26 protein-coding genes are annotated in these 26,083 nt (G+C 51.5%); 14 read left to right on the forward strand and 12 right to left on the reverse strand.

From position 1 onward, the window contains the following. Window positions 1-72 precede the first annotated feature (72 nt). The 5 genes from Enr10x_RS18585 to Enr10x_RS18605 all read right to left on the reverse strand — a co-directional run bounded on the left by Enr10x_RS18585 (window position 73) and on the right by Enr10x_RS18605 (window position 5,363). Window positions 73-309: a hypothetical protein gene (locus tag Enr10x_RS18585; protein WP_145111177.1), complete on the reverse strand. Its 237-nt coding sequence runs from the start codon at window positions 307-309 to the stop codon at window positions 73-75. Window positions 310-587: 278 nt separating this feature from the next. Beyond that, on the reverse strand, window positions 588-1,550 hold the full coding sequence (locus tag Enr10x_RS18590) for a metal ABC transporter substrate-binding protein (RefSeq protein ID WP_197996090.1): 963 nt from the start codon (window positions 1,548-1,550) through the stop codon (window positions 588-590). A 5-nt stretch (window positions 1,551-1,555) separates the two neighbouring features. After that, window positions 1,556-2,737 (reverse strand): ABC transporter permease, encoded by a 1,182-nt coding sequence (locus Enr10x_RS18595; RefSeq protein ID WP_145111181.1) that lies wholly within the window; start codon window positions 2,735-2,737, stop codon window positions 1,556-1,558. Beyond that, window positions 2,734-3,405: an ABC transporter ATP-binding protein gene (locus Enr10x_RS18600; protein ID WP_145111182.1), complete on the reverse strand. Its 672-nt coding sequence runs from the start codon at window positions 3,403-3,405 to the stop codon at window positions 2,734-2,736. The genes Enr10x_RS18595 and Enr10x_RS18600 overlap by 4 nt, the downstream gene beginning before the upstream one ends. Then, complete coding sequence (locus tag Enr10x_RS18605) at window positions 3,402-5,363, reverse strand: hypothetical protein (protein ID WP_145450978.1); 1,962 nt, start codon at window positions 5,361-5,363, stop codon at window positions 3,402-3,404. The genes Enr10x_RS18600 and Enr10x_RS18605 overlap by 4 nt, the downstream gene beginning before the upstream one ends. Window positions 5,364-5,550: 187 nt before the next feature. Here Enr10x_RS18605 and Enr10x_RS18610 point away from each other — a divergent pair, with 187 nt between their 5' ends. Continuing rightward, window positions 5,551-6,516 carry a hypothetical protein gene (locus tag Enr10x_RS18610; protein ID WP_145450979.1) on the forward strand — a complete coding sequence of 322 codons (966 nt, stop codon included), beginning with the start codon at window positions 5,551-5,553 and terminating at the stop codon, window positions 6,514-6,516. Beyond that, entirely contained in the window at window positions 6,513-7,007 is a 495-nt protein-coding gene (locus Enr10x_RS18615) for a DUF2231 domain-containing protein (protein WP_145450980.1), read from the forward strand. The genes Enr10x_RS18610 and Enr10x_RS18615 overlap by 4 nt, the downstream gene beginning before the upstream one ends. Window positions 7,008-7,016: 9 nt before the next feature. On the opposite strand, the gene argB is transcribed toward Enr10x_RS18615, so the two are convergent. Continuing rightward, a complete protein-coding gene (argB, locus tag Enr10x_RS18620; RefSeq protein ID WP_232093046.1) occupies window positions 7,017-7,892 on the reverse strand; it encodes an acetylglutamate kinase in 876 nt (291 codons plus the stop codon). Window positions 7,893-8,447: 555 nt separating this feature from the next. Here argB and Enr10x_RS18625 point away from each other — a divergent pair. Beyond that, a complete protein-coding gene (locus Enr10x_RS18625; protein ID WP_145111196.1) occupies window positions 8,448-8,945 on the forward strand; it encodes a hypothetical protein in 498 nt (165 codons plus the stop codon). Window positions 8,946-9,044: 99 nt separating this feature from the next. Here Enr10x_RS18625 and Enr10x_RS18630 read toward each other — a convergent pair whose 3' ends face one another. After that, window positions 9,045-9,746 (reverse strand): ABC transporter ATP-binding protein, encoded by a 702-nt coding sequence (locus Enr10x_RS18630; protein WP_145450982.1) that lies wholly within the window; start codon window positions 9,744-9,746, stop codon window positions 9,045-9,047. Window positions 9,747-9,796: 50 nt separating this feature from the next. Continuing rightward, window positions 9,797-11,152, reverse strand: a complete 1,356-nt coding sequence (locus tag Enr10x_RS18635; RefSeq protein ID WP_145450983.1) for an ABC transporter permease — start codon at window positions 11,150-11,152, stop codon at window positions 9,797-9,799. 325 nt (window positions 11,153-11,477) lie between these two features. On the opposite strand from Enr10x_RS18635, the gene Enr10x_RS18640 reads away from it, so the two are divergent. From Enr10x_RS18640 to yidD, 4 genes are read left to right on the forward strand one after another with little or no spacing between them, the layout of a single operon-like run. Next, the gene (locus Enr10x_RS18640; RefSeq protein ID WP_145111205.1) at window positions 11,478-12,404 is read left to right on the forward strand and encodes a DnaJ C-terminal domain-containing protein; all 927 of its coding nucleotides are present in this window, start codon (window positions 11,478-11,480) and stop codon (window positions 12,402-12,404) included. Between the two features lie 5 nt (window positions 12,405-12,409). Further along, entirely contained in the window at window positions 12,410-12,856 is a 447-nt protein-coding gene (locus Enr10x_RS18645) for a hypothetical protein (RefSeq protein ID WP_145450984.1), read from the forward strand. Window positions 12,857-12,890: 34 nt separating this feature from the next. Continuing rightward, the gene (gene rnpA / locus Enr10x_RS18650; RefSeq protein WP_232093047.1) at window positions 12,891-13,256 is read left to right on the forward strand and encodes a ribonuclease P protein component; all 366 of its coding nucleotides are present in this window, start codon (window positions 12,891-12,893) and stop codon (window positions 13,254-13,256) included. Further along, window positions 13,253-13,504, forward strand: a complete 252-nt coding sequence (gene yidD / locus Enr10x_RS18655) for a membrane protein insertion efficiency factor YidD (protein WP_145450986.1) — start codon at window positions 13,253-13,255, stop codon at window positions 13,502-13,504. The genes rnpA and yidD overlap by 4 nt, the downstream gene beginning before the upstream one ends. 16 nt (window positions 13,505-13,520) lie before the next feature. Here yidD and Enr10x_RS18660 read toward each other — a convergent pair whose 3' ends face one another. Next, window positions 13,521-14,612: a hypothetical protein gene (locus Enr10x_RS18660; protein WP_145450987.1), complete on the reverse strand. Its 1,092-nt coding sequence runs from the start codon at window positions 14,610-14,612 to the stop codon at window positions 13,521-13,523. Between the two features lie 500 nt (window positions 14,613-15,112). On the opposite strand from Enr10x_RS18660, the gene Enr10x_RS18665 reads away from it, so the two are divergent. The 3 genes from Enr10x_RS18665 (at window position 15,113) to Enr10x_RS18675 (ending at window position 17,217) form a co-directional block, all read left to right on the forward strand. After that, window positions 15,113-15,583 (forward strand): universal stress protein, encoded by a 471-nt coding sequence (locus tag Enr10x_RS18665; protein ID WP_145450988.1) that lies wholly within the window; start codon window positions 15,113-15,115, stop codon window positions 15,581-15,583. A gap of 122 nt (window positions 15,584-15,705) precedes the next feature. After that, entirely contained in the window at window positions 15,706-16,065 is a 360-nt protein-coding gene (locus tag Enr10x_RS18670) for a 2Fe-2S iron-sulfur cluster-binding protein (RefSeq protein ID WP_145111224.1), read from the forward strand. Between the two features lie 123 nt (window positions 16,066-16,188). Next, on the forward strand, window positions 16,189-17,217 hold the full coding sequence (locus Enr10x_RS18675; protein ID WP_145111227.1) for a prenyltransferase/squalene oxidase repeat-containing protein: 1,029 nt from the start codon (window positions 16,189-16,191) through the stop codon (window positions 17,215-17,217). Between the two features lie 14 nt (window positions 17,218-17,231). Here Enr10x_RS18675 and Enr10x_RS18680 read toward each other — a convergent pair whose 3' ends face one another. After that, a complete protein-coding gene (locus Enr10x_RS18680) occupies window positions 17,232-18,167 on the reverse strand; it encodes a histone deacetylase family protein (RefSeq protein ID WP_145450989.1) in 936 nt (311 codons plus the stop codon). Window positions 18,168-18,807: 640 nt separating this feature from the next. Here Enr10x_RS18680 and Enr10x_RS18685 point away from each other — a divergent pair. The 3 genes from Enr10x_RS18685 to Enr10x_RS18695 all read left to right on the forward strand — a co-directional run bounded on the left by Enr10x_RS18685 (window position 18,808) and on the right by Enr10x_RS18695 (window position 22,243). Then, window positions 18,808-20,145, forward strand: coding sequence for a HEAT repeat domain-containing protein (locus tag Enr10x_RS18685; protein ID WP_145450990.1), 1,338 nt, complete (start codon window positions 18,808-18,810; stop codon window positions 20,143-20,145). Between the two features lie 124 nt (window positions 20,146-20,269). Further along, window positions 20,270-21,292, forward strand: coding sequence for a mandelate racemase/muconate lactonizing enzyme family protein (locus tag Enr10x_RS18690; protein WP_197996091.1), 1,023 nt, complete (start codon window positions 20,270-20,272; stop codon window positions 21,290-21,292). A 48-nt stretch (window positions 21,293-21,340) separates the two neighbouring features. Next, on the forward strand, window positions 21,341-22,243 hold the full coding sequence (locus Enr10x_RS18695; protein WP_145111239.1) for a leucine-rich repeat domain-containing protein: 903 nt from the start codon (window positions 21,341-21,343) through the stop codon (window positions 22,241-22,243). On the opposite strand, the gene Enr10x_RS18700 is transcribed toward Enr10x_RS18695, so the two are convergent. Then, window positions 22,244-23,050: a glycosyltransferase family 2 protein gene (locus Enr10x_RS18700; RefSeq protein ID WP_232093048.1), complete on the reverse strand. Its 807-nt coding sequence runs from the start codon at window positions 23,048-23,050 to the stop codon at window positions 22,244-22,246. It abuts the gene before it with no gap. A 168-nt stretch (window positions 23,051-23,218) separates the two neighbouring features. After that, the gene (locus Enr10x_RS18705; protein WP_145450991.1) at window positions 23,219-24,880 is read right to left on the reverse strand and encodes a sensor domain-containing diguanylate cyclase; all 1,662 of its coding nucleotides are present in this window, start codon (window positions 24,878-24,880) and stop codon (window positions 23,219-23,221) included. Between the two features lie 353 nt (window positions 24,881-25,233). Between Enr10x_RS18705 and Enr10x_RS18710 the strand changes: the two genes are divergently transcribed. Next, window positions 25,234-25,989, forward strand: coding sequence for a 3-keto-disaccharide hydrolase (locus tag Enr10x_RS18710; RefSeq protein WP_145111245.1), 756 nt, complete (start codon window positions 25,234-25,236; stop codon window positions 25,987-25,989). The last annotated feature ends 94 nt before the right edge of the window (window positions 25,990-26,083 follow it).

Raw genomic sequence — 26,083 nt, forward strand, 5'->3', positions numbered from 1 at the left:
ATTCGTCTCGCTGAAAAATCTAGATCATAAATAAGCGGGCATAAAAAAGCAGGGAGGAAGAATGTCGCGTGTCTAGTCCAGATCGGAGAAGAGCAGCAACAGACGCTCTGATCGATTGGGCAGATGGCTTTCTTCGCTCAAGATCTTGATTGCCTGATTCAGTAAGTCCAGACGGGAATCCTGTAAATCGCCAGAAGCTTCTTCATGATCGTGAGCGCGATCAATGCGATCCAGGGCCGCGGCCAGTTCCAGCAGGGAACAGCGGGCTTCAAGGTATTCCCGGTCCAAAACCTGTAAAGCTGTTTGCATCTTTAAAACCTTTCGGATTATCGTGCCAGGTAATGTTCCATCATGTCAATATAGTGTCTCATCCACATTATATACCTTACATCGGTACTTCCTACTCCCTCAACTGAACTCAACCCGAATTCCCTCAATGCGGAAACAGAAATTCAGTATAAATGCAGCAGTCGTAGTAATTAAGCGAATCAAGTTCCGCTGGCAGATACCGCTCAATTTGGGGTTCGAGAGCCCTTTGCGTCTCGGGACTCAGCAATCGCACCAATTTCGAAGTACAGCTCTGGCAGTCACTTGGGATTCTTTGAATCGGTGGATGCTGACCGGTGGGATTTCAGGAGCTGTGCCAGTTGTGTCAGCTGCTCCTGCATCACGGAAAGATAATCCCCCTCTGCCGGTTGTGTCGTCAGGGGATTGAGGACAAACGAATCCAGGTTCTGCGCTTGCAGCTTTTTCTGGAGCTTGGCGTCCGGTGGCTGTTCCCAGAGGACACCTGAAATCTTGTGCTCTTTCTGCAGGGCCTGCAGTTGGTCCCACTCGCTTTCTGTTGGAGCAACTCCGGGCTTCCAGTGCAGGTGGTACATCTCCCAGCCGCATCGCCGGGCCAGATATTGATAAACGGGGCGTCTTGAGAACCAGTGCAGTCCGGAATCGACGGCCTTAATTTCATCCAGCTTCTGATTCAGAGGCTGGAGTGACGTCTTCAACTGCTGCAGATTCGTCTGAATCGTCTTTTCGTTCGCAGGTTCCAGTTGACTCAATCGTTGAGCGATAGTCTCTGCCTGTCTGTACATCAAATCTGGATCCAGCCAGAAGAACGCCACCGTGCCAGCATGAGAATGGGCGCCTCCGGTGCCATGACTGTGGACCTCAAAATCCGGAACTGTGATCAGCGCATCTTTCAGGGACAGTGAAGTCCGCAACACCTTCGACCGGGGAAGTGAGAGTTTTTTCACCCAGTCGGCAAAATCAGCCCCATTAATAATGATCAGGTCGGCCTGCTGAATCGTTTCTGCCAGCGCATCGTCAGGCAACCAGACTTCTGGATCTGCTTGAGGGGGAACCGGATTCAGAACTTCAAACTCAGGACCGACCAGCGAATCGACAATGAACTCCAGCGGATAATTGACCACCACGACCAATGGGGGGCCTGTCTCTGCCGTCTGCTCTGTTGGCGGTTTCTCCCGGGACTGACAGGCGGTACCAACAAACATCGGAGTGAGCACGAGCAATAAAGCTAGAAATCGCATCATCAGACTCATTCAATTATCCAGATTCGTAGCAGCTGTTCTGCATACACGCGGATCACAGCCGTAATACACAACACCAGAACCAGGCTGCTGACCAGAATCAGCAGCACCTCAGTCATCTGCAACTTCCAGATCACCGAACGGCTGCAGCCCAGTTGAAACATCGTCTGCCGTTCGCGCCGGCGGAGGCGGAGCGATAAAGTAAAGACCAGCACCAGCAGCAACCCGACAGACAGCGAAACCAGAAATGTGTTCAGGTCAAACAACTGTTTGACGCGAAACACCATCTGTAACAGTTCATCTACGATCTCGGTTGGACGGATCAGTTGCAGGTCGGCTTTCGGGGAGTCGTACATCCCCAGCAGAAGTACTTCTGACTTGTCATCATAGGGAACCACGATAATAGAAGAAACCGGGAATGTGGTGATGTCCCCGTGAAAGTGGAACGAAGACAGATTTTCTTCGGTCACCTCATTGAACTGAGGCACAGCCGCATTCGCCACCGTTTGTTGATCCTGTTGTTTCAGTACCAGATCTTGACTGGTGTCTGCATTAATGGATTGATGCCCGTGCCCGATGCCGGAGATAATCCATTCCGTCTTCAGGTCAACAAACACCGCTTCATCATCGGGAGAATGGGCCCGTTCCAGAACGCCGACCACCCGCATTTTCAGGGGGTAATTTCCCGACAGATCGAAGACATTCAACGGATCGGACATCAGGCGGTCGCCGGGCTTTAACTGCAGTCGTTCGGCGACACTCGCCCCCAGCACACAATCCCCCAGTCGTTTCAGGCTGGTGCCACTCCCCACGTCTAATTTGCGAAATTCAAAGTAATCCAGTGTCGTCCCGACAATGGGAGCCCCCTGAGCCGTGAATCGCACTGCCAGCGGAATCGGCAGTGCATAACCGGATTCCTGAATCGTCTCTACGGCCTGCAAATTGGTCGGTTCCAGATCTGCCCGACTGAAATACATGCTCTGCAGTGCCAGATCAAACCGGCTCCCCTTGACGCCTGCCACCAGGGGCGTCGCATTGGCGCGGGAATGCAGGTCCTGCTCAAACCAGCTGACCGCAAACTGCAGTAAGACCGGGAGCAGAACCGCCAGGGTCACACACAGAATCAGCGTGATCGTTTTTAATTTGTTATATGCCAGGTAGCGCAGGGTAAGTCGCAGGATGCCATTCATGCCGTTTCCACCATTTCATGAAAACGCTGAATGTCAATCGTCCGGTCAAATTCGTCCAGCAGGCGATCGTCGTGCGTCACCATGATCAGAATCGCATCCGTGCGTGTGGCGTGCTCGAGCAGCAGATCCCGGATCAGGCGCTTATTGGCCGGGTCCAGATTCCCCGTCGGTTCGTCCGCCAGCAGAATCTGGGGTTGAGGCAGCAGCGCCCGGCAGATCGCCACCCGTTGCCGTTCTCCCTGCGAAATCTGATCGATGCGCGAACTCAGGTATTGATCGATCTGCATCGCCGTAGCCAGTTCGCATGCACGTGCCTGTACGTCCTCACCGAGTTTGAGTGTCTGATTGATATAGTAAGGGAGCAGAATATTTTCGCGGACATTCAGGTAATCGATCAGTTCGAATTCCTGAAACACGAATCCGATCCGAGAAATGCGATAAGCCCGTCGCTGGCTGTCATTGAGTGTTTTGAGATCGATGTCACAAGAAATCAGCTCGCCCTGATCGGGAATCAGAATTCCCGAGATCAGATTCAGTAAGGTGGTCTTGCCACATCCACTGGGGCCAATGACCGCCACTTTCTCTGCATCCTGAACTTCCAGCTCAGGAATATTTAACCGGAAACTGGACTCCGGATAGCCAAACTTGAGCTGCCTGATCTGAATCATGATTTACTCGAATTGGTGGACTTCGTTTTGGGAGTCGCTTTTTTTTTCGGCTCGGGAGCAGGCTCCGGTTCTTCAAGCTTGACCTCACGCAAACCGGTCTGGAATCGTAAACGCTCCTGATCCAGCAGATTCATGCCTGTCAGTTTCCAGACGCCTTCAACCGGCTCCAGATAGAAGATCGCCTGGTACTGGTTCGTACGGGTGTGAATATGTCCCCAGTGCTCCACCGTCCCGGAAACCGTCCAGGTCGACTTGACGGCAAAGCTGCGTTCATCATGTGGTTGTGTAGAATCGACTGCCTCACCCGCTGCGGGCTGGATCGTCTCCCATTGGACATCGGTCACACGTGAAACCGCGCCCCCCTGCTCCTGCATTTTCAGGCTCTGGTTAATCTGCCGATACAGTGTTTCCAGAAAAGAACCGTCGGCACTTTTTGCCAGCGCGTCGTAGATATCGCTCTCAGTATGATAATCAAAAGAGCGATAGATGTTCTTGTGCAGCGTTTTGAAGACCGCCTCTGCCTTATCTCTAGATACATGCGGGACCGGTTCCAGCGGGCTGGCGAAGGTCACGCGGGAAACCGGCCAGCAAAGCAGACTGGCAACCAGCAGCAGTCCGAGAATGGTATAAGTTGTCTTCCGTCGCTGACGCTTGCTGATCAGACTCAGTGACAACAGAAAGCAGGCAAACAATCCTCCAATTGACAGGAACGGGACTGACCATATCGACCGGGGCTGCAGAGCCACCTCAACCGGGTTGACTTCCAGGCTGACCTTGCGTCCCGGATTGGTCCATTCAAATTCGCTGTTGCGTTCCAGCTTGGAAAACACCGGCTTATATGACTTGTCGAAGGCGAAGCAGACCGATTCCGCGCTCCAGAGACTGCGATTGAACATGTCCCAGGTCACTTTCACTTTGTCGGGTGTCCCTTTGGTACTATAGGACAGAATGATGCCGACCCGGGCATTGGCGATACTGACTTTTTTCTTTTCTGCTGGCTTGGCGAAATCCTTAAAATCCAGCCCATAAAAATCCAGGCGACTGATCACCGGCTTGACCACGATCCCGTCGATTTCGACTGGATTTGCTTTGGCAAAAAACTGCTCGATCTTTTCCCGGGAGGCTTCCTGCTCGGCCACAGAAAGGAAATCTTCGTCCTTGCGATCGAGAGTAAAAAATGATTCGAGTGTGGCCAGCGGAATCAGGATCTCGTGTCGCACTTCGAAGTCTTCAATATAGATAAAGGAATAGACCGTTCCATAACTGGTAATCCCCAGTGTCTCTTCGCGGCGTTCCTTGAGCCATTTCTGCCAGTCTTCCTCAGACGCATCCGGGGCCAGTGGCGGGTGATCCCAGTTAAAGCGAATCGTCTGCGGTTCGCGGGGCTTCATCGCAACCGCATACGGTGTCTCTGAGCCTTCCTGCTTCAGATTGAACTGCACCATGGCGGGAAAGCCGGCGTTGGAATCGACCAGTTGCTGGCTGAAGGTCAGAAATTCCGGTGGTTCAGACAGGGGGTACTCAAGCTGAAACACCAAAGTGAATGCCATCAGGTCGCTCATGGCAACACCTTGAGCTGAGACTGAGGAGTCGTCCACTGAAACGACTTTGCCTTTCAACCGCTCACCGTTGATATCCCGCACCAGCAGGCGATCCAGCAGGAACAGTTTGTGTTTTTCAATCGCCTGCTTGATTTTTTTCTGGGAAACGATGTTCTCTTTATCCGGCTCCAGCTTCTGAAAAAAGTAAAGATCTTCGACATAAATCTGCATTGAGATCACGACTTTTTCGCGGGTGACATACACGTTTTCCTGGCTGACCGATATCGGGTGCGCCTCAACCCTCCCGGGAAAAACGGATCCGGACAGCATTGTAAAACAGAACAGTACCAGCAGACGCTGGGGCTGAAACTGAATCCAATCGCTGAAAGGGTAGAACAAGGAATGGGCAACGCGCATGAGTATATCTGATTTCGCAGCAGGACTGATTCGGGATATTTCTGACAGGAGAGTCAAACGCAGGCAGGTCCGTTACATTTCTCTACCATTTGATCGTACCGAGACCCGGTATAGAATTGCAATCGTGGTCCGCTTATAAGACACTACGAGTATCAGATTCACGATGATTGAGAAAAAGGGGACTCCCATGGAAGAAAATCAGGAATCAGTTCAGCCCGAACCCAAGATAGAACAAGACGTTACAGAAGAACTGCCTCCCAAAGAGAAATTCCGGCTCCTGAAACGGACCGCCATCTGGTTTCTGGCCTTCGTCCTGGCTGCCTCCGCGATGATTTATCAGCGAATGACCGGCCCCACCTACCCCATGAAAGTTCTGGTGACCGGCGACATCGTGGCCAAACTGATCCGGACTCACGAATCGACCAGCGATGCGATGGTGGAACTGCCAGTCGATCGGGACAAAGCGCAGCCCCCCTCAGCGACGCTCTTCTTCAAACGCTTCCGAACCGACGACGAATTTACAGCGGTCCCCATGCAGGGCGTCGAAAAAGAGGATCGCTATCAGTTAGAAGCCCCCCTGCCCAAACAGCCGGCAGCCGGCAAGCTGGAGTATTACATCCAAGCCAATCTCGAAGGCAAGGAACGTCGCTTCCCTGAAAACCCGGATAAGAATGTAGTCATCCGCTTTAAAGATCCGGTACCGAGTGCCATTCTGATCCCCCATGTGAGTCTGATGATTTTTTCGATTTTGCTCGGTATGCGTACCGGGCTGGCAGCTCTGTTTGCTCCCTATAACATGCGGCTGCTGGCCTGGATTACCCTCTGTGGAATGACCGTCGGTGGGATGATCCTGGGACCCTTTGTGCAGAAGTATGCCTTTGGCGAATACTGGACCGGCTTTCCCATGGGCGGGGATTGGACCGACAACAAAATGTTGTTCATGTTCCTGGCCTGGGTCTTTGCCTGCTCGGTCATCGGCCTCAACCCGAAGAAGAAGACGACGATCCTGCATCGCATTGTCGTGTTTACTGCAGCGATCGTGATGACCGTCTGTTATCTGATCCCGCACAGTATGGGGGGCAGTGAGCTGGATTACAGCCAGGTCGACAAAGGCATCGATCCCAGCGAAGCGATCAAGACAGGTCGACAATGAATGCGGCTCATCTGCATCTGATGACCGTCCATGTCCCGGTGGTCGGCTGCTGGGGGCTGTTCGTACTGTTACTGCTCTCCGCCTGGTTTCGCGATGAACGGCTGTTTAAGATCAGCTGCTGGCTGCTGCTATCAGTACTGTTGTTCGCCACCGGAGCTTATTTTTCCGGGCCCCCTGCCTATGAACTGTTACAGGAACAATACCAGATCGATAAGGAGACCGTAGAATTTCATGCGGTTCTCGCACGTTCCTGCCTGCTGGCAATGGTCGTGTTGTCGATGATCGTCGGGAATGCACTGATTCAGGGCTTCCAGGGAGAAAATGTACCTCGCTGGCAACGCACCCTCATTATCGTCGGCACATTAGCCCTCGCGGGCTTCTGGACGGTCGCCGCTCACTGGGGGGGCAGAATCCGACACCCCGAAATTCAGTTCCAGACAGCGGGTCCCATCGAAGCGGCCAAGCCGGAACAGGAACCGGTGAGCGACTGAGCTTCATTTCTACTTGACGATTTCCGTGCCGATCCCTTTATCGGAATAGATTTCCAGCAGAATCGAATGGGGCAGTCGGGCATCGACGATGTGTACCTTACCTACACCACTGGCCAGGGCCTCGAGGGCGGCGTCGACCTTGGGCACCATGCCGGAATCGATGGTGCCGTCTTCAATCAGTGCCCGACAGCGTTCTGTCTCCAGATGAGAAACCAGAGTCCCCGGATCATGACGATCCAGGAAAATCCCGGGAACGTCACTCAGAAAGACCAGCTTTTCTGCTTTGAGAATGCGGGCCAGGGCAGCGGCGGCCGTGTCTGCATTCACATTCAACTTCTGGCCGGATGCGTCCAACGCCACCGAGGGAATGACCGGAATCGCATCTGCCTGGCAGACTTCTGCCAGCAGGCCCTGATCAATATCAGTAACATAACCGACATGCCCCAGATCGATCGGGGTCCCGTCCCCGGCCTTTAACGTCAGCTGTTCTCCCCGCAGGCAGTTGCGTGTGCCAAAATGAAGCGGTTCCGCATGGGCTCCCTGAGCTCGAATCTCCTGAGCCAGAGACTCGCTGATCTCATTTGCCAGGACACTAGTGGCGATTTCCAGCGTTTTTTCATCGGTATAGCGGCGTCCATGTACGAAGTGTGGCTCGATTCCCGCCTCACTCATGGCTTTGCTGATTGCTTTTCCGCCGCCATGGACCAGAATCGGATACATGCCCACTGTTCGCATGAAGATGACATCGGTCAAAAAACTTTTAACGGCTGCCTCTTCTTCAAGTGCACTCCCCCCCAGTTTGATGACGACATAACGTCCTCGAAATCTTCTGATCCAGCTTAAGGCCTCAATCAGGACGGCAGCTTTTCGAACGGCATCTTCCACTTTGAACCTTATTCCTTCCGAACACATCAACTCATATTGATTTGACTGGGAGTATTTACCTGACGGATGATTGAACCGGTCAGACCTCCTCTGAAGCGATCCATTTTAGAAGACGGGGAGACAGTGTCAAACGACTGAGTCTGTCGTCAAGGAACCGGATGGTCCCGGTTTCGAACCGGGAGATTTCGGGGTTTTCCCTTTGTTTTTTCGAATTTGACTCAACTTCAGTGACAAATCACTCAATTTAGAAATTCAGCCATTTTTTTCATTGAATGAATGACATAATCGAACTTGAGCCCCACTGCCAGCAGGCAACACAATCGGACTGACCAGTACCGTCCCGGCATATAGAGGGAATGGTGCGACAGTCCGCTTCGGCACTTTTGCGCCTACGCACACTTGAAGCCTCTCATCTGACGGTAAGCACAGAAATGTTGTGTGGTCTTTCTTGTGATTTCCCCGATACTTAAAACTACAGCCCCCAATTGCAACACCTTTGAGAGCACTTAAAACTTCATCCCTAGAGACCCCAAAGATTGAGACGGAGAAACAACGTTGGCCCATTCACACTTGCCGATTCAACACCTGATGAAACAGATGGAAAACTTCAATTCAGAATCCATGAATCTGAATTGTCGCCCTTTGTGGCTCAACAGCTTTGTCGACGAAGTCGCCGACATCTTTAATCCTTTTGAAGAAGTCGGACGCGTCGGTTTTGATTGTCAGTTCACCGAAGAATGCTGGGAAGTGGGCCTCTTCCTCGGCAGCACAGAAATTGTCGGTGGTGAAAGAGACGGTCAGTTTATCGCCGCCAGCTTCCAGTTCGACCTGTTGCAGCTGCTCGACCGATTCGAATCTGTAAACCGCTTCCACTTTAACTTCCTGGAACAGCCTGTAGCAGAGACGACCTGCGATCCGGCTGCTGCCTATATCACCATTGAAGGACATCTGGCCGATCTGGAACTGGTCCGCCTGAACGTCTATGCGACTCCCCCGGAAGAAGCGGGCCCCGGATTTCGTAAAACCCACGATGGAAAAATTGACACCGTCTGAGGACATCCCCCTCAGCCCTACACTCAACAAATCGTAATCAGCGTCAACGGTTTCGAGTGTTTAATTCCGTTGCGATTATCTGGTATCGCAACGGAATTTTTATGTTCCCGTCTCTGCAGACAGCGATTCTGCAGCCTGCACATCAGCAATTTTACCGTCCCGGAGGCGGAGAATGTGATCCGTCTCCCTGATGTAGCGTTCGTCATGAGTCACAATGACCACCGTTGTCTTGTACTGCTCGCTCATCTCCCTGAGGCACTCGAAGATCTCCCTGCCGGTACTGGTATCCAGTTCGCCCGTCGGTTCGTCAGCCAGTATCAACAGGGGCCGCTTTAGTAATGCCCGGGCAATCGCCACTCGCTGCTGTTCCCCGCCGGAAAGCTGATTGGGGCGATGCGTGATTCGCTGTTCCAGCCCCACCTGTTTCAGTAATTCCCGAGCCCGTTCTTTCTGTTCTGAGGTGATCCCTTGTGGCAGATAAGGGGCCAGTACATTCTCCAGTGCATTCAGATTCTTGAGCAGGTTGAAATTCTGGAAGACAAACCCCACTTTATCCCGGCGGTAAGCATCCCGTTCACTCTGGGAAAGCGTTGCCAGAGACCGATTCTGGACGAAGATTTCACCCGATGTGGGAGTATCGAGTGCCCCCATCAGATAAAGCAGCGTACTCTTGCCACTTCCGGATGGACCCAGGATAAAAGAGAACGTCTGGCCGGGAAACCGGCAACTCACGCCGCGCAGAGCGTGCACTTCGGTTTCACCACTCTGATGAATTTTCGTGACCTCACGCACTTCGATCATAATTCCCTGCTCACTTCCTCATTCTCATTATCTCTGAACCGCGATCTCCATTAACCTCGGCGAATCGCATCGATGGGTGTCATCCGCGTGGTCCACCAGGCGGGATACAGGCCTCCCAGTATTCCCAGGCTGGTACTGAAAAACACCCCAAACAGCAACAACCCCGGGCTGGCATAGAGATGGACCTGATCCGCAAATTTCCAGTTAACAATCACAATCGCGATCTGTCCCAGGATGCCTCCCAGAATACCCCCGACAACTCCCAGCAGAGAACTTTCCGCTGTAATCAACAGCATCACATCCCGGTTTGACCAGCCATTGGCTTTGAGGATTCCAAAATCGACAATCCGTTCCATCACACTCATCAGCATCGTATTGATGATGCTCAACATGGCGATCAACACCCCGATTCCAGTGAGCAAACCCAGGAAGATATCCAGATCCGCTGTAAAGGTTTCCAGGCGATCCCCCCAGTCAGACGCCGCCCGTACTTCGAGCGCACTGGGAGATTCTTTCTCAGGCTCTGCCTCATCGTTTGCCGCAGTCTCAGTTGTGATTTTCTCTGAAACTGTTGTCGATTCGTTCTGATTTGATGCTGGCGGAGAATTTCCTTTCAGCCCCTGGTCAATTGCCTGCATCAGATCTTTGAGGAGATTGGACGAAGAACGATTGGCCAATGCCAGAGAAGCTGGCTGCCAGGAAGCCAGTTCGCGATCCCGGAACTGGTCTTTGATCGACTTCACCAGTGGATCATTTTTCACTTCGCCTGACTGTTCGATATAAAAACAGCTGACGCTGTCCGGATCGAAGCGGGTGATTTCCCGTACCACCTCGATATCCAGAATGATGGCGACATCCAGCAGAATGGAGCCTGTTTCATAGAGCCCGATAATCGTGAGATCCTGACCATTCACTTCGATGGAATCCCCGACCTGCTTCTGGTGCTGCTCGGCAATCTGGCGGCTGATGACGGCATTGAGTTTTCCCTGATCGCTCAGATCAAGGAAGCGCCCTGCATAGATCGCATCCCGGTAGATGCCATGCTTGAGCCGGGTGCGGGTAGGCAGGTCTGTACCAAACAGAAACCGGGGAGGACTCACAACCGGTTTTCCGTCGATGATATTCACTCTCGACCAGATCTCGGGGTTCACGATTGCCACTCCCGGAATCTCTTTAATCTCATCGCCCCACTTGCGGGGAATCCGCGAGAACAGGGGAATGGGCGCCCCCGGCTGCATGGCGACAATCCCTGAGATCTTCCCGAATGTCTGGGAAACGGTCTCTTCCAGCCCCCCGGCGATCGAGAACAGCCCCACCATCCCCGCGATAGCAATGGTCAGCCCCATCAGACACAGAAACGATCTCAGTGAGCGGCTCAGTAGATTTCGAAGGGCAAATTTCAGCATGCAGGCGGTTTTCCAGTCTCAATCATCATTCCCGACTTTTCGCAGTACAGGCATTCTATGCAGATCGCTTCCAGCAATGAATCAATTTAAATCGTATTCTTTAAATAAAAGGACTGATTATAAGGAGTTATAGACGAAGCAAACTTGAAAACCAGCTAAAATCAAACGTAGAATGCTCCCAGTCCTGAATCAGTGGAAGTGCGTGACTTGAACGCTGATTCCCGGGAGATAGCATTCGTTTAGTGTTAGTGTTTTCAGAGTCAAACCAGAGGCCTGGAATCGATTGTTACTTGAACCTCTGGCAGCCAGTACGAATTTTAAACCCATGAACAAACGCGATTATTACGATATTCTGGGAGTTTCCCGTAGCGCCTCCGCTGATGAAATCAAAAAAGCGTACCGAAAACTGTCCCGTAAATACCATCCCGACATGGCTCCGGATGATAAAACGGCTGATCAGAAATTCAAAGAAGTTCAGGAAGCGTACGAAGTCTTACGCGACGAGGAAAAACGAAAACAATACGACCAGTTCGGCCACGCCTTCCAGCACGCAGGGCAGGGTGGCGGGGGCGGAGGCTACTACCAGTCTGCAGGCGGCGCTGGTCCCGTTGATTTTGAAGATCTGTTTGGCGGTGGAGGGATCGATCTCGGAGACCTGTTTGGCGGCGCATTTCGCGGGGCCAAACGGGCACAACCTCGACCGCAAAAAGGAGAATCGCAGCGTCTGCAGATCGAGATTCCTTTCCATCTGGCGGCAGTTGGCGGACAACACGAGATCAGTGTGCAAAAAGCGGGCAAAACCGAACGTCTGACAATTAAAATTCCAGCCGGCGTCGATACTGGTTCTGTTATCAGGCTCAGCGGCCAGGGAGGTCCCGGGATTCATGGCGGCCCGGCAGGTGATCTATTGATAACAATCAAAGTAGGAACCCATCCCTATTTCAAGCGGGATGGCAGCAACCTGCTGCTGGAAGTTCCCATCACCCTTACCGAAGCCGCTCTGGGTGCGAAGGTCGATGTTCCGACGCTCTCCGAGGGGGAAGTCACCGTAACTATCCCTGCCGGCACTTCCAGTGGCACCAAGCTGCGATTACGTGGCAAAGGAATCACAGACCAGAAAACCAAACAGCCGGGAGATCAGATCTGCTCGATCAAAATTGTGGCTGCCAAAGACCTGAGCGATCAGGAAAAAGAGCTCTATGAACAACTGCAGCAACTGAAACACGACAATCCCCGCTCGAAAGTATGGTGATCCCGATGCACGTCTCCCCCCCAAAGCAAACAGAGCGTTCACACTGGTACAACCTGCTGGTGTTGTGCCTGGTAACTGTTTTCTTCAGTCAGGGGCCGGAAACACTACTGGCACAAGATCAGGAAGCGGGGTCTGCGACCGTTGAAGAAGCGGCTCAGGCCGATGTCGATCTGCCGGAGGACTCCGCAGAAGGGGACGAAAAGTCAGATAAAGAGAAAAAAGACGAACGTCCCCGGGAACTGGGTGTCATGATTCTGATCGTCTGGGTTCTGGCAGGTGCGGGAATTGGAATTCTGATCTTTACCTCACTGTTCGGACACTCGGTCCGCAGTATGATCAGAAGGCCTTATCCGCCTCAGTCGCATGGCAGTCCTCAACCTCCACGGGAAGAAACTCCACCAGAAACAGAGGAAGAATCAGAGCCAGTCGAGAAAGATCCGCCCCAGTCGTAGGTCACTAACAGCACGTGGGAAGGCAGGATTTCCAGTGAAACAGTTCGGGCACCCTCCAGCAAACCGGATTCGCAGCCAGCAGGATTTTGCGGCGGTCTATAACGCACGACAGCGGGCAGGAGACCAGAATCTGCTACTGTTCGCAATCCGCAACCAGCTCGATCACTCCCGTCTGGGTGTCAGTGTTTCCCGCAAAAACGGGAATGCTATCCGCAGAGCTCGAAAAAAAAGGCTGCTTCGAGAAGCGTTTCGCCTGGTCCGGCATCAAATGCCCTCGAACCTGGATATCATCGCGATCCCGCGTCCGACTGAAGAAGGGGATCTGCAAGCCTACCAGAAATCTCTGCTCCGCCTGGCCCGGAAACTGGATCAACGTCTGCCAGCACCAGAACGCCTATGAGAGAAACGCTAAAGAGAATCGGCCAATTCCTGTACCATCTGCCGGCGACAGTACTGATCGGAATGGTACGTTTATATCAGATGACCTTGAGTCACCTGATCGGGAAACAATGCCGTTTCCACCCGACCTGCAGCGCGTATTTCATTCAGGCGGTCAAGAAATATGGCGCCATCAGAGGCTCAATCAAAGGAGTCCTGCGAATCTGCCGCTGTCACCCCTTCCATCCAGGGGGGTATGATCCCCCCTGATGATATCGCTGCATTACTACCTGCGGGGCGTGATGAGAATACGAGCAGGTTCCGAGCCATCCTGTATTCTTTCGAAACTGATTTTCCGGACCGGGGCGGCCTCTTCCTGAGAGATCATGGATGGGACCGTCAATTCCCGCGGATGCTCCAGCTGTGGAGCGGGCTGAAAAGTACGTGGTGCGGAAACAGGCGTGGCCGTTTTGAAATCAAACTTGCGAGCCTGCTGTTGCAGACGCTGCTTCGAATAGGGCCACATTTCCAGCTGATCATCCAGCGTCGAATAATCCTTGACAGGCAGTTGTTCCAGAGTCGCTGAAACTCGCCATGAATCATCCCACTGGGTTGCTTCACCCGAGGGCGGTAACTGGGGAAGCTGCTGAGATTTCAATTCGGGCTGGGGCTGCAGTTGCTGGGGTGGTGCAGGTAATTGACGTGCCGGTGGAAGTGGAGCAGGATAGGCCGGAGCAGGTTGCATTTCGACCGGCTCTGATTCCAGCAGGACATCCGCTGGAAACGGGGCAGACTCGACACAGGACATTTCTCCACAAACAGGGCCTGGTTCAGAGACTTCGACATAGCTGCCTGAAACCTTGCGAACCCAGTCCGGGGTTTTAACATGCGATTTCATCCGGGTATAAAAATCTTTCACCTTGCCATTCATCTGCTTCACCTTGCGGGAAACCGAACTGGAAACAGTCGAGTAATGCGGGACCAGTCCCAGGTGTTTTTGAGCTGGCTCAACCGGTTCCGAATCGAACATCGACTTGAAGTATTCCTGATCCTCAGGTTCTTCTTCCTGGGAGATCCGCTTGATGTACGAGACGCGTTCATTGGCTGACTTTTCGGGCTGCGGCGGAACCAGGCTCGGGGGAGCCGCGGGAGGAAATGAATCGTCAACGGGCGCTGGTGCCGGCTCATTAAAGTAATGATTCGGACTACGATAGTCTGAGGGAGGATCCAGCTGACTGTAAGGAGCGGTCTCATACTCGGCTCCTGACCGTGAAGCCTGCTGATAGACTTTCTGTTGTGCGTACTGACAGCCATATAACCCTGTCATGGTGGACAGACAGAGTGCTAAAGAAATCGATTTCGAATATGGCAGTGACATGTTGAGATCCTCATTTCATCCCATGCGGCGGGCAATTTGAAAAAACCACATTTCCAGTTTGACTCCCGTTGAAAATGTGGTATGGCACACGAAATAAAATCGGTTCGTCTGGATGAATTCTGCCACCGGAAAGTGCTGAATCAGTTAGAATCGGTTCAACCAATATCCGTTTATTCTTGCAAAAACGATTTCTCATAAATACAAGTGTCGTGATTGATAGTTCTATTTTTTGAGCTCTAACGGTCGTATAACCTGTAACTGACCAGGGCATGCTGAAATTCGCGGATCGAACCGGATTTTCAGAATCTGCCAGAGTGGATGACTGGTCCGTTTTTAGCGATTCTTCCCGTTTGATCAGGACTGCCGATTCTGACCATCCGATGGGATCTGATGAATTTCTGATAAGAGTGCCACCCGGTATCGGCATTACCCAGGGTGATTGATTACAATAGGTGTGACAGAAGTCCCGATCACGATTTGGAGCCACGAGGAGTAAACCTATGATCGACCTGAAAAAGATACTCGTCCCCACCGACTTCAGTGAATTTGGAGAGCATGCCCTGCTCTATGGTTGCGAATTAGCAAAACGCTTTGGAGCGGAGCTCCACCTGCTGAACGTAGTACAGGATGCTGTCGCTATGTTTCCGGAGCCCAATATGATGGGAACATCCATGAATGACCTGGTGGCAGACATGCAGAATCTGGCAGAAAAGCAGCTGGAAGAAATGCCGGGGCTTGCGGGGACAGAAGATCTCAAAGTGGTCCGCAAAGTCTGCGTCGGCCCTGCTTTTCTGGAAATTATCAGATATGCCAAACAGGAAGACATCGATCTGATTGTCATCGGCACACATGGTCGGACCGGCCTCAAACACATGTTGCTGGGGAGTGTGGCAGAAAAAGTAGTCCGCAAGGCCCCCTGCCCGGTTCTGACCGTTTCCCACCCGGAACATGAATTTGTCATGCCGACTTAACTAATTTCCCTCTGTCCCTATAATACAAAATGCATATAATTTGCAGTACAGTGATCGCTACACAATCGTTTCAATTCATGATGAATTTCTGATTCAAATCACTACTTTAGATTGAGGATATAATGCCAAAACTGACTGTTGAAAATGTAGGAGAATTCGATGTGGAGCCAGGCAAACGTCTGGTTTTAGCTTTAACGGATGATGCCCAGATCGATCAATTACATGCCTGTGGAGGCGCAGCGCGCTGCACAACATGTCGAGTGGAATTCATCGAAGGCGAACCAGACAAAATGACGGTCGCCGAAAAAAACACACTGGAAGCCCGGGAAGTGACCGGCTGTCGGCTGAGCTGTCAGATCCTCTGCGATCACGATATGACAGTCCGTGTCATCAGTCGCCTGGAGGGGAGTGGACGTGCTGATGCAGGCCACCGGCCCCACGACGAAATTGAGCCTCAGCCCGTTGAATGGGTTGAGAAATAATCACACAGCAATGTTGCATTCTGCCTGAGTCAATCAGCGCCGCGTAGGACTCAGGTGTTTGCAGCGACTGGTTGTCTCTCAAGATGAGTAGATCACCGTTCCTCTGAAGAGAGGGAGTTTCAGATGCAAAAAATACTATTCGGCATGCTCTTAACAGTCGCTGTGATTCTGTGCGGCACGGATACCGTCTCAGCCAAAAACCGGGACCCCAAATATCAGAAGGCGGTTTCGAATGCACTGGAGTATCTGGCCCGCGAGCAGCGCAGACAGGGTTACTGGGAAGCCAATGGCGGCCAGTACCGCGTCGCGATGACAGCCCTGGCCGGAAATGCGCTGCTGGCAGAAGGTTCGACCACCACCCGAGGGAAGTACGCCAAGAACATCCAGAACGCAGTTGATTACCTGCTGGAGATGAGCCAGCCGAATGGGCTGATCGGTTACAAAAACGATTATCATTATACCTACGGACACGGTTATTCAATGGTCTTTCTTTCCCAGGTTTACGGGGAGGAAGAGGACGCGCTCCGCCGCGAAGAACTGAAGAAGGTTCTGATGAAAGCGGTCGAATTCTGTGCCGGTGCCCAGACGACCCGGGGTGGGTGGGGCTATGTTTCCGCCAAAGACGGAAATGACTTTGATGAAGGTTCAACCTGTATCACCCAGGTGCAGGGACTGCGAGCCTGCCGAAATGCCGGGATTCCCGTTGACAAAAAAATCATCGATCGGGCGAAGAAATATATCTCCGACTGTACCACTCAGGAGGGAGGTGTGCAGTACAGTATCCGCGGTGGGGGAGCCCGTCCTGCGATCACGGCTGCTGCCTGTGCCGCTCTGTTTAACGCGGGTGAATACGACTCCGACCACCTGAAAAACATGCTGGATTACTGCAAGAAAAACATCTGGCCGGGCGGTAGTTCAAATCGCTATTTCGGACACTGGCATTACGCTCATTTCTACTATGCTCAGGTCATGTATCGAGGCGAAACCAAGGATTGGGATAAATATATCAAGGATATCGGACAGCAGATACTGCGTAAGCAGTCTGCCTCCGGAGCCTGGATGGAGGGGCACGTCGGTCCCGTCTACACGACAGCCATCAATGCCACCATTCTGCAGCTCGATAAAGGGTATCTGCCCATCTACCAGAAATAGCCGATCATTCTCGCTCAGGCAGCAGTCCCGAGTTCCTTGAGATGACAGACGACTGATTCCGCCAGTTTCTGTGGATTGTAGCCTCCCTCGAGCAGGCTGATGATGCGTCCCTGACAGTATTGATCGGCCACTCCTGCCACCAGTCGGGTCAACCTGCCGAAATCTTCGGTTTCGAGTCCCAGCGAACCAATCGGATCGTCTTTGTGGGCATCAAAGCCGGCGCTGATCAGTACCAGTTCCGGCTTACATTTTTCAGCGGCCTGAAGCAACATACGTTCGAATTCCTGGAAATATTTTTCCCGGGAAATCCCAAATGCCAGGGGGAGATTCCAGATCGTCCCCAGACCTTTACCGACTCCGGTCTCCTCTCCCATTCCGGTTCCGGGGTAGAAGGGATGCCGGTGTGCTGAAAAGAAATAGACCTGATCCTCTTCGTAAAAGATGTCCTGTGTTCCATTGCCATGGTGCACATCCCAGTCCACGATCAGGACCCGGTTTAACTGATGATGCACGATCGCATGTCTGGCAGCCACAGCAATATTATTGATCAGACAAAACCCCATGGCCTGGTTCGAGAGCGCATGATGTCCCGGCGGCCTGACTGCACAGAATACACGTTTCACTTTCCCCTGTACGACCTGGTCGACCGCCTTCACTGCACAGCCTGCGGCATAGCGTGCCACCTCAAAAGATCGGGGACAAACCACAGTATCAGTCTCAATCCGTCCTCCTCCCTCAGCACAAAAGTACGCTACGGATTTCAGATAAGCTGCTGTATGGACTCGTTCAATCTCCTGCCCGTTTTTCACAGCGGGATCATTCTCCACGGTCAGACTGGCTATCTGTTCCGCAGCCACCTCGTCCATCACGGCCCGCAGACGCTGTGGATTTTCCGGATGTGCACCGGTCTCATGCTGCAGAAAAGTCTTGCTCTGATAAAAAACTGTCATTGGTCATCCCTTCCAAAGGGAACTCATATTTTCAATGCGTTCACTACAGATCATTCAATCCCTACTACTCGACTTTTCCCATCAAACAACTCAGTGGCGAATTCCACCTCAGACCTTTCGCCTGCTGAGTGAAGCCTGTTTCCAGACTTTGCACGGATACACGTATTTTAAAATATCAAGAAGACGTTACATTCGACTCAGCCCGGTAAGAAATCGGATTCAGAATGGAGAAAAATCTTGACAGCTCGTAAGGTAAAGCGATAACGTAAGATAATAAAATTACTGTTTTTAAAACAGCCTGAATTCAGCCCTCGGGTATTCACCCATTTTTTCATCGAATTCATCCTGTATTAGTCGGTAATTGCAATTGTCTGTTGTTAATAATTGATAGATTTAATTGGTATCTGCACTGCATTTATCGTATTATTAAGAGTAGATCATCTCCTCATTCCGTTTCATCCGGAACCAGTTAAGCGGTCGGTAGTTTATCACAGGAATTCTTTTCGGCTGCCATAGAGTTTTTTGCCTTATTTGTGTAATATTTTCTTGAATGTCACGCTCCCTATTGTAGTCGAGAATGCCCCTCAAGTTGTTCCGTGTAACAGGGGTTCGAGCTGAACGTTGAATGAAGGAACTTTCCGTGCGACAATCCAGATGCTCGTATGAGGCCTTATCAGTAATTGAAGTGCCAGCCGCCAGAATCACAGGGCTCTTTCTGCTGGTTGTCGGATTATTTATTTCAGACAGTGCAATGCTGTGCGGGCAGACTGCAGCACCATCCAATCCTCCCCAGGCGAACCCGGATGCGAAAGCGCAGGAAAAAGCACTCAACGAATACAAACCCCTGATGACAGAAGATGAAGCGGTCAAATTTCGCAAAACCAAATTACGCGATTTTGACGAAGTTCTCCGCGGCGGTAAAATCAACGGAAATGCGGACAAGAAACTGATCGCAGACGGTGCCCGCTACCAGCTGTACCTGATGACATTTAAAAATGATCCCAACAAGCCGGAAAATCCGACGGATCTGAAAAAACTGCGAGCCAATATCCTGCGTGATATCCAATTCTCGGGACGGGTCTCCGGTAACTTCCAGGCACGAGAGTTATATCTGGAAGAGCTCACCAAACTTGCCCCCGATCTGTTTGACAATCACCGTCTGGTCCGGTTCAGTGCCGTTGTCCTGTTGTCCGAACTTGACCTGAAAGATGAAGACCGCCGCAAGAAGACCAAGCGAACCGCTTATACCCTGGCTTATGCCCCACTGCTGAAAGTTTTGGAATCCGAAACTCAACCAGTAGAAGTGAAGATCGTTGCTGCCAACGGTCTGGGTCGGATTGGTGAGATGGGTGAGCCCAGCAATGCGCTGCGTGTCAAAATTGCCGAAGCACTCATCCCTCAGATCAAAAATTCATTGAAGGAACACTCCTGGTATCAGCGGAGCCTGATCGACGCTCTGGGCTCCCTGGGCATCACGGATAACCTGGCACGTCAGCCTGTAGTCGTTGATGCATTGCTGAATGTCATGAAAGACCCCAAACGGACCTGGGGAGTGCGAACTGCAGCGGCGTACAATATTGGCAAACTGCCGCTCAATGCCCGCTCTGATATCAAGCTGATCACTTACTCGATTGTTGACCTGACCCGCAAAATGGTCAATGAGTATAACAAGAACAATAATGCCCGCTTCTGGAAACGCTGTTTCTGGAATGTGTATCTGGCCTTCAAACCGCTGGCACCGGGAATGGATAACGGGTTGACTCAGAAAAAGGTCAATCAGACCGTCGTCAACGACGCTTACAAGCAGATCATCAAACCGGTGGCAACCATCGTTCAGCCAGGCAATCCTCCCAAGATTGCCGCGGACGTCACCAAATCGATGGATGACTGGCTGAAAAAGAACCTGCCTAAAAATTTCCGCGTGGCACCGGTTCAGGCCCAGCCCAAAAATCAGCAGGTTGCCGAAGGGTCAAAATAATCAGTGTTCGAATTCTCTTGAGCTCCGCCTCAGAGAAAATTCTCCCCGAGCAATTCAATTCAGAAATCAGATCGCTGCATTTTCCGCTGAGATTCGGTAAACTGTCTGTATGAAAATCACAGACGTGCGTGCGATACAACCCGTGGGAGAGAATTCGCCTCCCGACTGGCGAACCAGCCTGGGCCAGATTCTGATTGCCATAGATACCGACTCCGGACTTACAGGTTACGGTGTCGGGGGAGGCGGCCTGTCAGGTATCCATGTCGTCAGAACCGTATTGCGCGATCTTCTGCTGGGGCAAAATCCAGAACACATCTCCCGGCTCTGGGATGAAATGTACCAGTCCACGCTCGCTTTCGGCCGCAAAGGGATCGCCATCATGGCCATCAGCGGAGTCGATCTCGCGTTGTGGGATCTCAAAGGGAAAGCCGAGCGACTGCCTGTCGTTTCGCTGCTGGGAGGACAGCCGGGACAGAGAATTCCCACTTACCGCACCGTCTGGAAGACGGAAGACCTGGAGTCGATTGAACCTCATGCCGGTTACAAGTTGCACCTGGGGAAAGTAGCAGCCCCCGACCAGCAGGATCAGATGATCCGGGCAATTGAGACAGCTCGCTCTCTCATCGGTCCCGATCCCCTGTTGATGGTAGACGCCTGGATGAAATGGAATTTGGAATCGACGGTCACGATCTCCAAAGCAATTGTCCCCTTTCAAGTTGACTGGATCGAAGAGCCGCTCTCTCCCGACGATCTGGCAGGCTACGCACAACTGAAGGAACTGTCAGCAGTCCCGATTGCGGGAGGCGAACATGAATTCACAGCAGCAGCCTTCAGCCAGTTGATCGACCAGAAACTGCATACCGTCCTGCAACCCGATGTCTGCTGGTGCGGGGGTTTGACGGAATTAATCAAAATCTACAAAATGGCTAACAGAGCCGGCCTGCGCGTCTGTCCTCACCGGGGAGCGGAAATCTGGGCGCTGCACGCAATCGCAGCCCTGGACCCTCAACCTTTAGCCGAAACAGGCCGTCCCTGGATGACGTGGGTCACAGGCCAACCCGAAATCGACAGCGGGCTGATTTCTGTCTCTGACCGGCCCGGTTGGGGGCTGCGATTCGATGAACAGTCTCTCAATTTGATTTACTGAATTTTTAAACTGATCAGCTTATTTTTGCCTGCGAAAGCGCTATTCGATATGAACAAGCTCCCTCTCTACATGACACTCTGCTTTGTCGCATCCATCCTGAGCCTTTCAGGCTGTAATCAGGAACCGGCCTCCAAGCCGGACAGCAAGACTGTCAAAGAAGATCCCCCTATTCCCACGGCCCCGGCCGCTCCTGTCGTCCTGACCGAGGAAGACATCAACGAACGACTGAAAAAAGATAACCCGAAGTACCAGAACAATGCCGTATTCGGTAAAAATCAGGAAAATATTGTTTCAGTGAACCTCTTCAATATGAACGTCGAAAATATTTCGGCGCTCAAAGGGCTCAAACTGGAATTTCTGGATCTGACGAACTGCCCGGTAACTGATTTGAGTCCCGTCGAAGGGATGAAGCTCACTCAGCTTTTTCTGGAAGGCACTTTTGTCACGGATCTGCGTCCCCTGAAAGGAATGCCTTTGCAGATTCTGCGTATGGAACACACTCCCGTTTCCGACATCTCCCCTCTGGAAGGAATGCCTTTAAATCAGCTCAATCTGTTTGACACCAAAGTGAAAGACCTGGGACTGGTTAACACGCTTCCGCTCAGAACACTCTGGATCCCGAAAACGGAGATCACAGATATTTCCCCTCTCAAAGGGATGCTGCTCGAAAGTCTGGATATTCAGGATACCGGAGTCTCCGATATCACTCCAATCAGAGGGATGCAGATCCTTCGCTTAAACCTCGCCGGTTCTGATGTCACCGATCTGACACCTCTGAAAGGAATGCCCCTCCAGCGACTGATTTTCACTCCGTCAAAAATCACGAAAGGCATCGAAGTGATTCGGGACAGCCCATCACTACAGGGAATCGGCACCAGTTTTGATGATGTCAAGGCGGCCGCTGAGTTCTGGAAAGATTACGATGCCGGCAAGTTCAAAGCGAAAAACTGATCACTTCTCTGAGTCGATCAGCTGCTGACGGTTTTCCGTAAAGAGCTCGGACTTCCAGATCCCCAGGCGGTTTAGCCAGTATTGAACCATTACATTGAGCGTCAGCAGTCCATACTGGGCACTGCGTTTGAAATTGATACTGGAGGCTTCTTCAAAATACCGCACCGGGACCGGGATATCGCTCAGCTTAAATCCAAACCGGACTGCCTGCGCCAGAAACTGGCTGTCGAACACAAAGTCATCGGAGTTTTTCTCGAAGGGGACCTTTTCCAGAACCGCGCGACTGTAAGCTCGAAAGCCACTGTGAAAATCACCCAGATTCTGTCCCAAAGCGATGTTCTCGATGATCGTCAATGCGCGATTCGCGATGTACTTGTAAAGCGGCATCCCACCGGCCAGAGTCTCTGCTCTGGTTCGAATGCGTGATCCCAGAATGACATCGCAAATCCCTAAGCGGATCAGTTCTACTGCGACTGGAATGACGCGACTGTCATACTGATAATCCGGATGGATCATGACGACATAATCAGCTCCTGCGTCCAGGGCATAGCGATAACAGGTTTTCTGATTGCCCCCATATCCCGTATTGCGTTCATGCTGAATGACCGTCAGTCCCAGTCGCTGCGCGACCTCAACGGTATTATCGCTGCTGCAGTCATCTACCAGTACGATCTCGTCGACAGACCCCTCAGGGATATCGGCGACAGTCCGTTCCAGAGTGCTTGCAGCATTGTAGGCCGGCATAACGGCGATCACCCGCCCTCTGGCAGGAATGGAACCGGGCTCGTGTGGAATCGATTCTGACATCAGTGATTTATACTTCGAATGGGAAACAGGGACTACTCACCGTGGAGGCTGGATTGGCTATTCTCTCTGCAGAATCTGCGTAATTCACAGATTTTGCTGCAGGGTCGAGAATCCTCTCAATCATTGTTCATGACATCCACTGCTGAAACAAGCCTGAAAGCAGGAGATTTACGGATTCGTTAATACCGGAGAAGAAGTCAGGCTGCAAACTCGATTTCGACCATCTGATTTTGCCTGGTAGAGTGCCCCGTCAGCAGCTGCAACCAGCGTCTGTACACTTTCCATGGGCTGAGAAGTATAAGTAGAGATCCCCAGACTTGCGGTCACAGGAATCCGCGTCTCATTGAATTCAATGACGGCAACTTCAATGGAATGTCGAATCACTTCCGCGATCCGCTCGGCCCCCGCTAAACCGATTTCCGGGAGTAATATGGCCAGTTCCTCACCACCATACCGGGCCGCAATCACATTGTCGGAGGAACGGATTTCTCTGATCCGTTCCTGCAGAATCGCCGCGACACGACGCAGTACTTCGTCTCCTGCCTGATGGCCATAGTTATCGTTGATTGATTTAAAATGATCGAGATCAATCAGAATCAGGGAACAGGCACTTTGGGCCGCCTGGGCTCGACCGAATTGATTTTCGATCAGTTCATCGAAAGAGCGACGGTTCACCAGACCGGTAAGACCATCCTGCTTGGCCTGTTTTTCGATATTAGCGTGATTGAGCACTTTCAGCAGTGTATTCGAGAGAAACTGAGATGCCCAGGAAATCAGCCGGAGTGACCTTTCGTCGTAAGGCTGACAATCCTGGTTCGTCAGGCAAATGGCTCCAATCCACTTCCGGTTGGTAACAAGCGGAGACACCAGAGCCGCTCCGATTAGAGAACGCACGCCATGATTTTCAAGCTGTTCGCCTGCCAGAGATGTATTTTCACCGGAGTTCAGCCCCAGTCGCACCAGCGTCAGCTCATGCTCTTTCCAGCGGGTTTTGACTCCGGCCTGTAACGTCATTCCACATTCAACAATGGACTTGCAGTTCGAAAAGTCTCGGGGTGTCGATAAAAACAGACTGGCTCTACTGGAGTTTGTCAACTGACGGAGCCGATCCAGAAATTCTTCCAGCATGATCACCGGGGTTTTAAACTGCTGATCGGCCAGCGCCCGCAGTTCCAGCTGCTCCCTGGTTACCCGTAATTCAAAACGGTACGACTCATAATCCTGATTTTTGACAATGTTCCGTGAAACACAAACCAGCAGCCGTTTGGCCAGTTTAATCTGCTGCTGCTCATCAACCCCTTCTGGATACAGGTTCGTCGTCAGAAATATCCCGGAGATGGCGTTTTTATCATAGACTGCCAGCAGGCACAGCTTATGAATCCGTGGTTTATCCTGCTCATCAAAACAGCTGTAAATTTTTGAGGAACGTAATTCCTGCCCACGCAGGAGAATCACGTTCTGTGATTTCAACTTCTTGAGCAGCCAGTCATCTACTTCATAGATAGCTTTCGAATTCCTGGTAATCCCTCGTGCATCACGCAACCTGAACTCACCATTCACATGGTTCAGATACAGCCCCAGCCCCTCACGTATGGAAGGTACATAACGTTTCAGAAGCAGATCAATTGTCTGGTCGAATTCTGACTGGGCAACAAACTCACGCAGAATATGATTCTCAATCAGAGTCATCGCCCGGTCCGACTGGACGTCATTCAGTTCTTCCTCGACATCATGATAATGCTGCTGGTACTCTTCATTTTCTTTGCGGATCGCAGACATTTTGAATGTGTAAACGACATACTGGATCAGGCAGATACTGGCTATAGCCACCACGCTGGCACTGGACGCACCCGTTGCGACGTGATTCGTGAACACTTCTATAATTGAGGCATAGAGAAAATACAACGGGCCCTGCGCTTTCTAACTTTCCAGCTGAGTGAATAGAATTTTTCCGTCAGTCTTGTGATAGTTTTCACTCAAACTTAGTTCAAAAAAGGAAAAGTGATGAACACATTTTTCCTTCCCGCATGGGGAATCAACGGCCTCCGATTTCCTCCTCCCTGAATTCGTTATAATCCCAACAAACTGTATTTTTTCGCTTTCAGATCGTCTGCTGTTATTTTCTAATAGGGAGATATCTAACTCCCTGTCAGACCATTTTTTACATAGTTTTGGACCATACCATGCACAAAACCTCAGCGACTCCCGTTTCACAAAGATTCTACACTAACTGCTGGTCCTGCCTGCTGTTATTCTCCCTCGTACTTTTCAGCACCACAGATTCCTCCGCTGCGGAGAAAAAAACAGATGCTGGCAGCTCAAAATCAGCCGCAAAAAAAGAAAAAACGGAGGAATGGGTCTCTCTGTTTAACGGAAAAAACCTGGACGGCTGGAAAGTTCCCGAGTTCGGAGGCGAAGGCGAAGTCCATGTCAAAGATGGAAATCTGATGCTCGACATGGGAGTCGATCTGACAGGGGTCACACTGACCGATCTCAAAAAAATGCCTTCAAACAACTATGAAGTCGAACTGGAAGCAATGCGGGTGGATGGAACAGATTTCTTCTGTGGACTGACATTCCCCGTCAAAAAAGATCCCTGTTCCTTTATCCTGGGAGGCTGGGGAGGCAGTCTGTGCGGGCTCTCAAGTATCGACGGCGACGATGCTTCACAGAACAGTACCACCACATTCCAGACACTCAAAAAACAGAAGTGGTATAAGATTCGTCTGCAGGTCACAGATCATAAAATTCAGGTCTGGTTGAATGGAAAGCAGATCGTTGATCAGAATCTCAAGGACCGCAAAATTTCCATCCGACATGAAGTCGAACTTTCCCGACCTTTTGGAATCACCTCGTTTGCTACGACCGCCGCACTGAAGAACATACGCGTAAGGAAACTGACCCCGGAAGAAGTTGCGAAAACGGCACCCAAAAAATAATTCCATGTTGATTAAAATCAACACTCTGATGGGATAGTTCAGCGCAGCAGTTCGTATGTCGATTCACATCTCTCTCATAAACCTCTGCAAACAG

The organism is Gimesia panareensis, from assembly GCF_007748155.1.
GTDB classification, from domain to species: domain Bacteria; phylum Planctomycetota; class Planctomycetia; order Planctomycetales; family Planctomycetaceae; genus Gimesia; species Gimesia panareensis.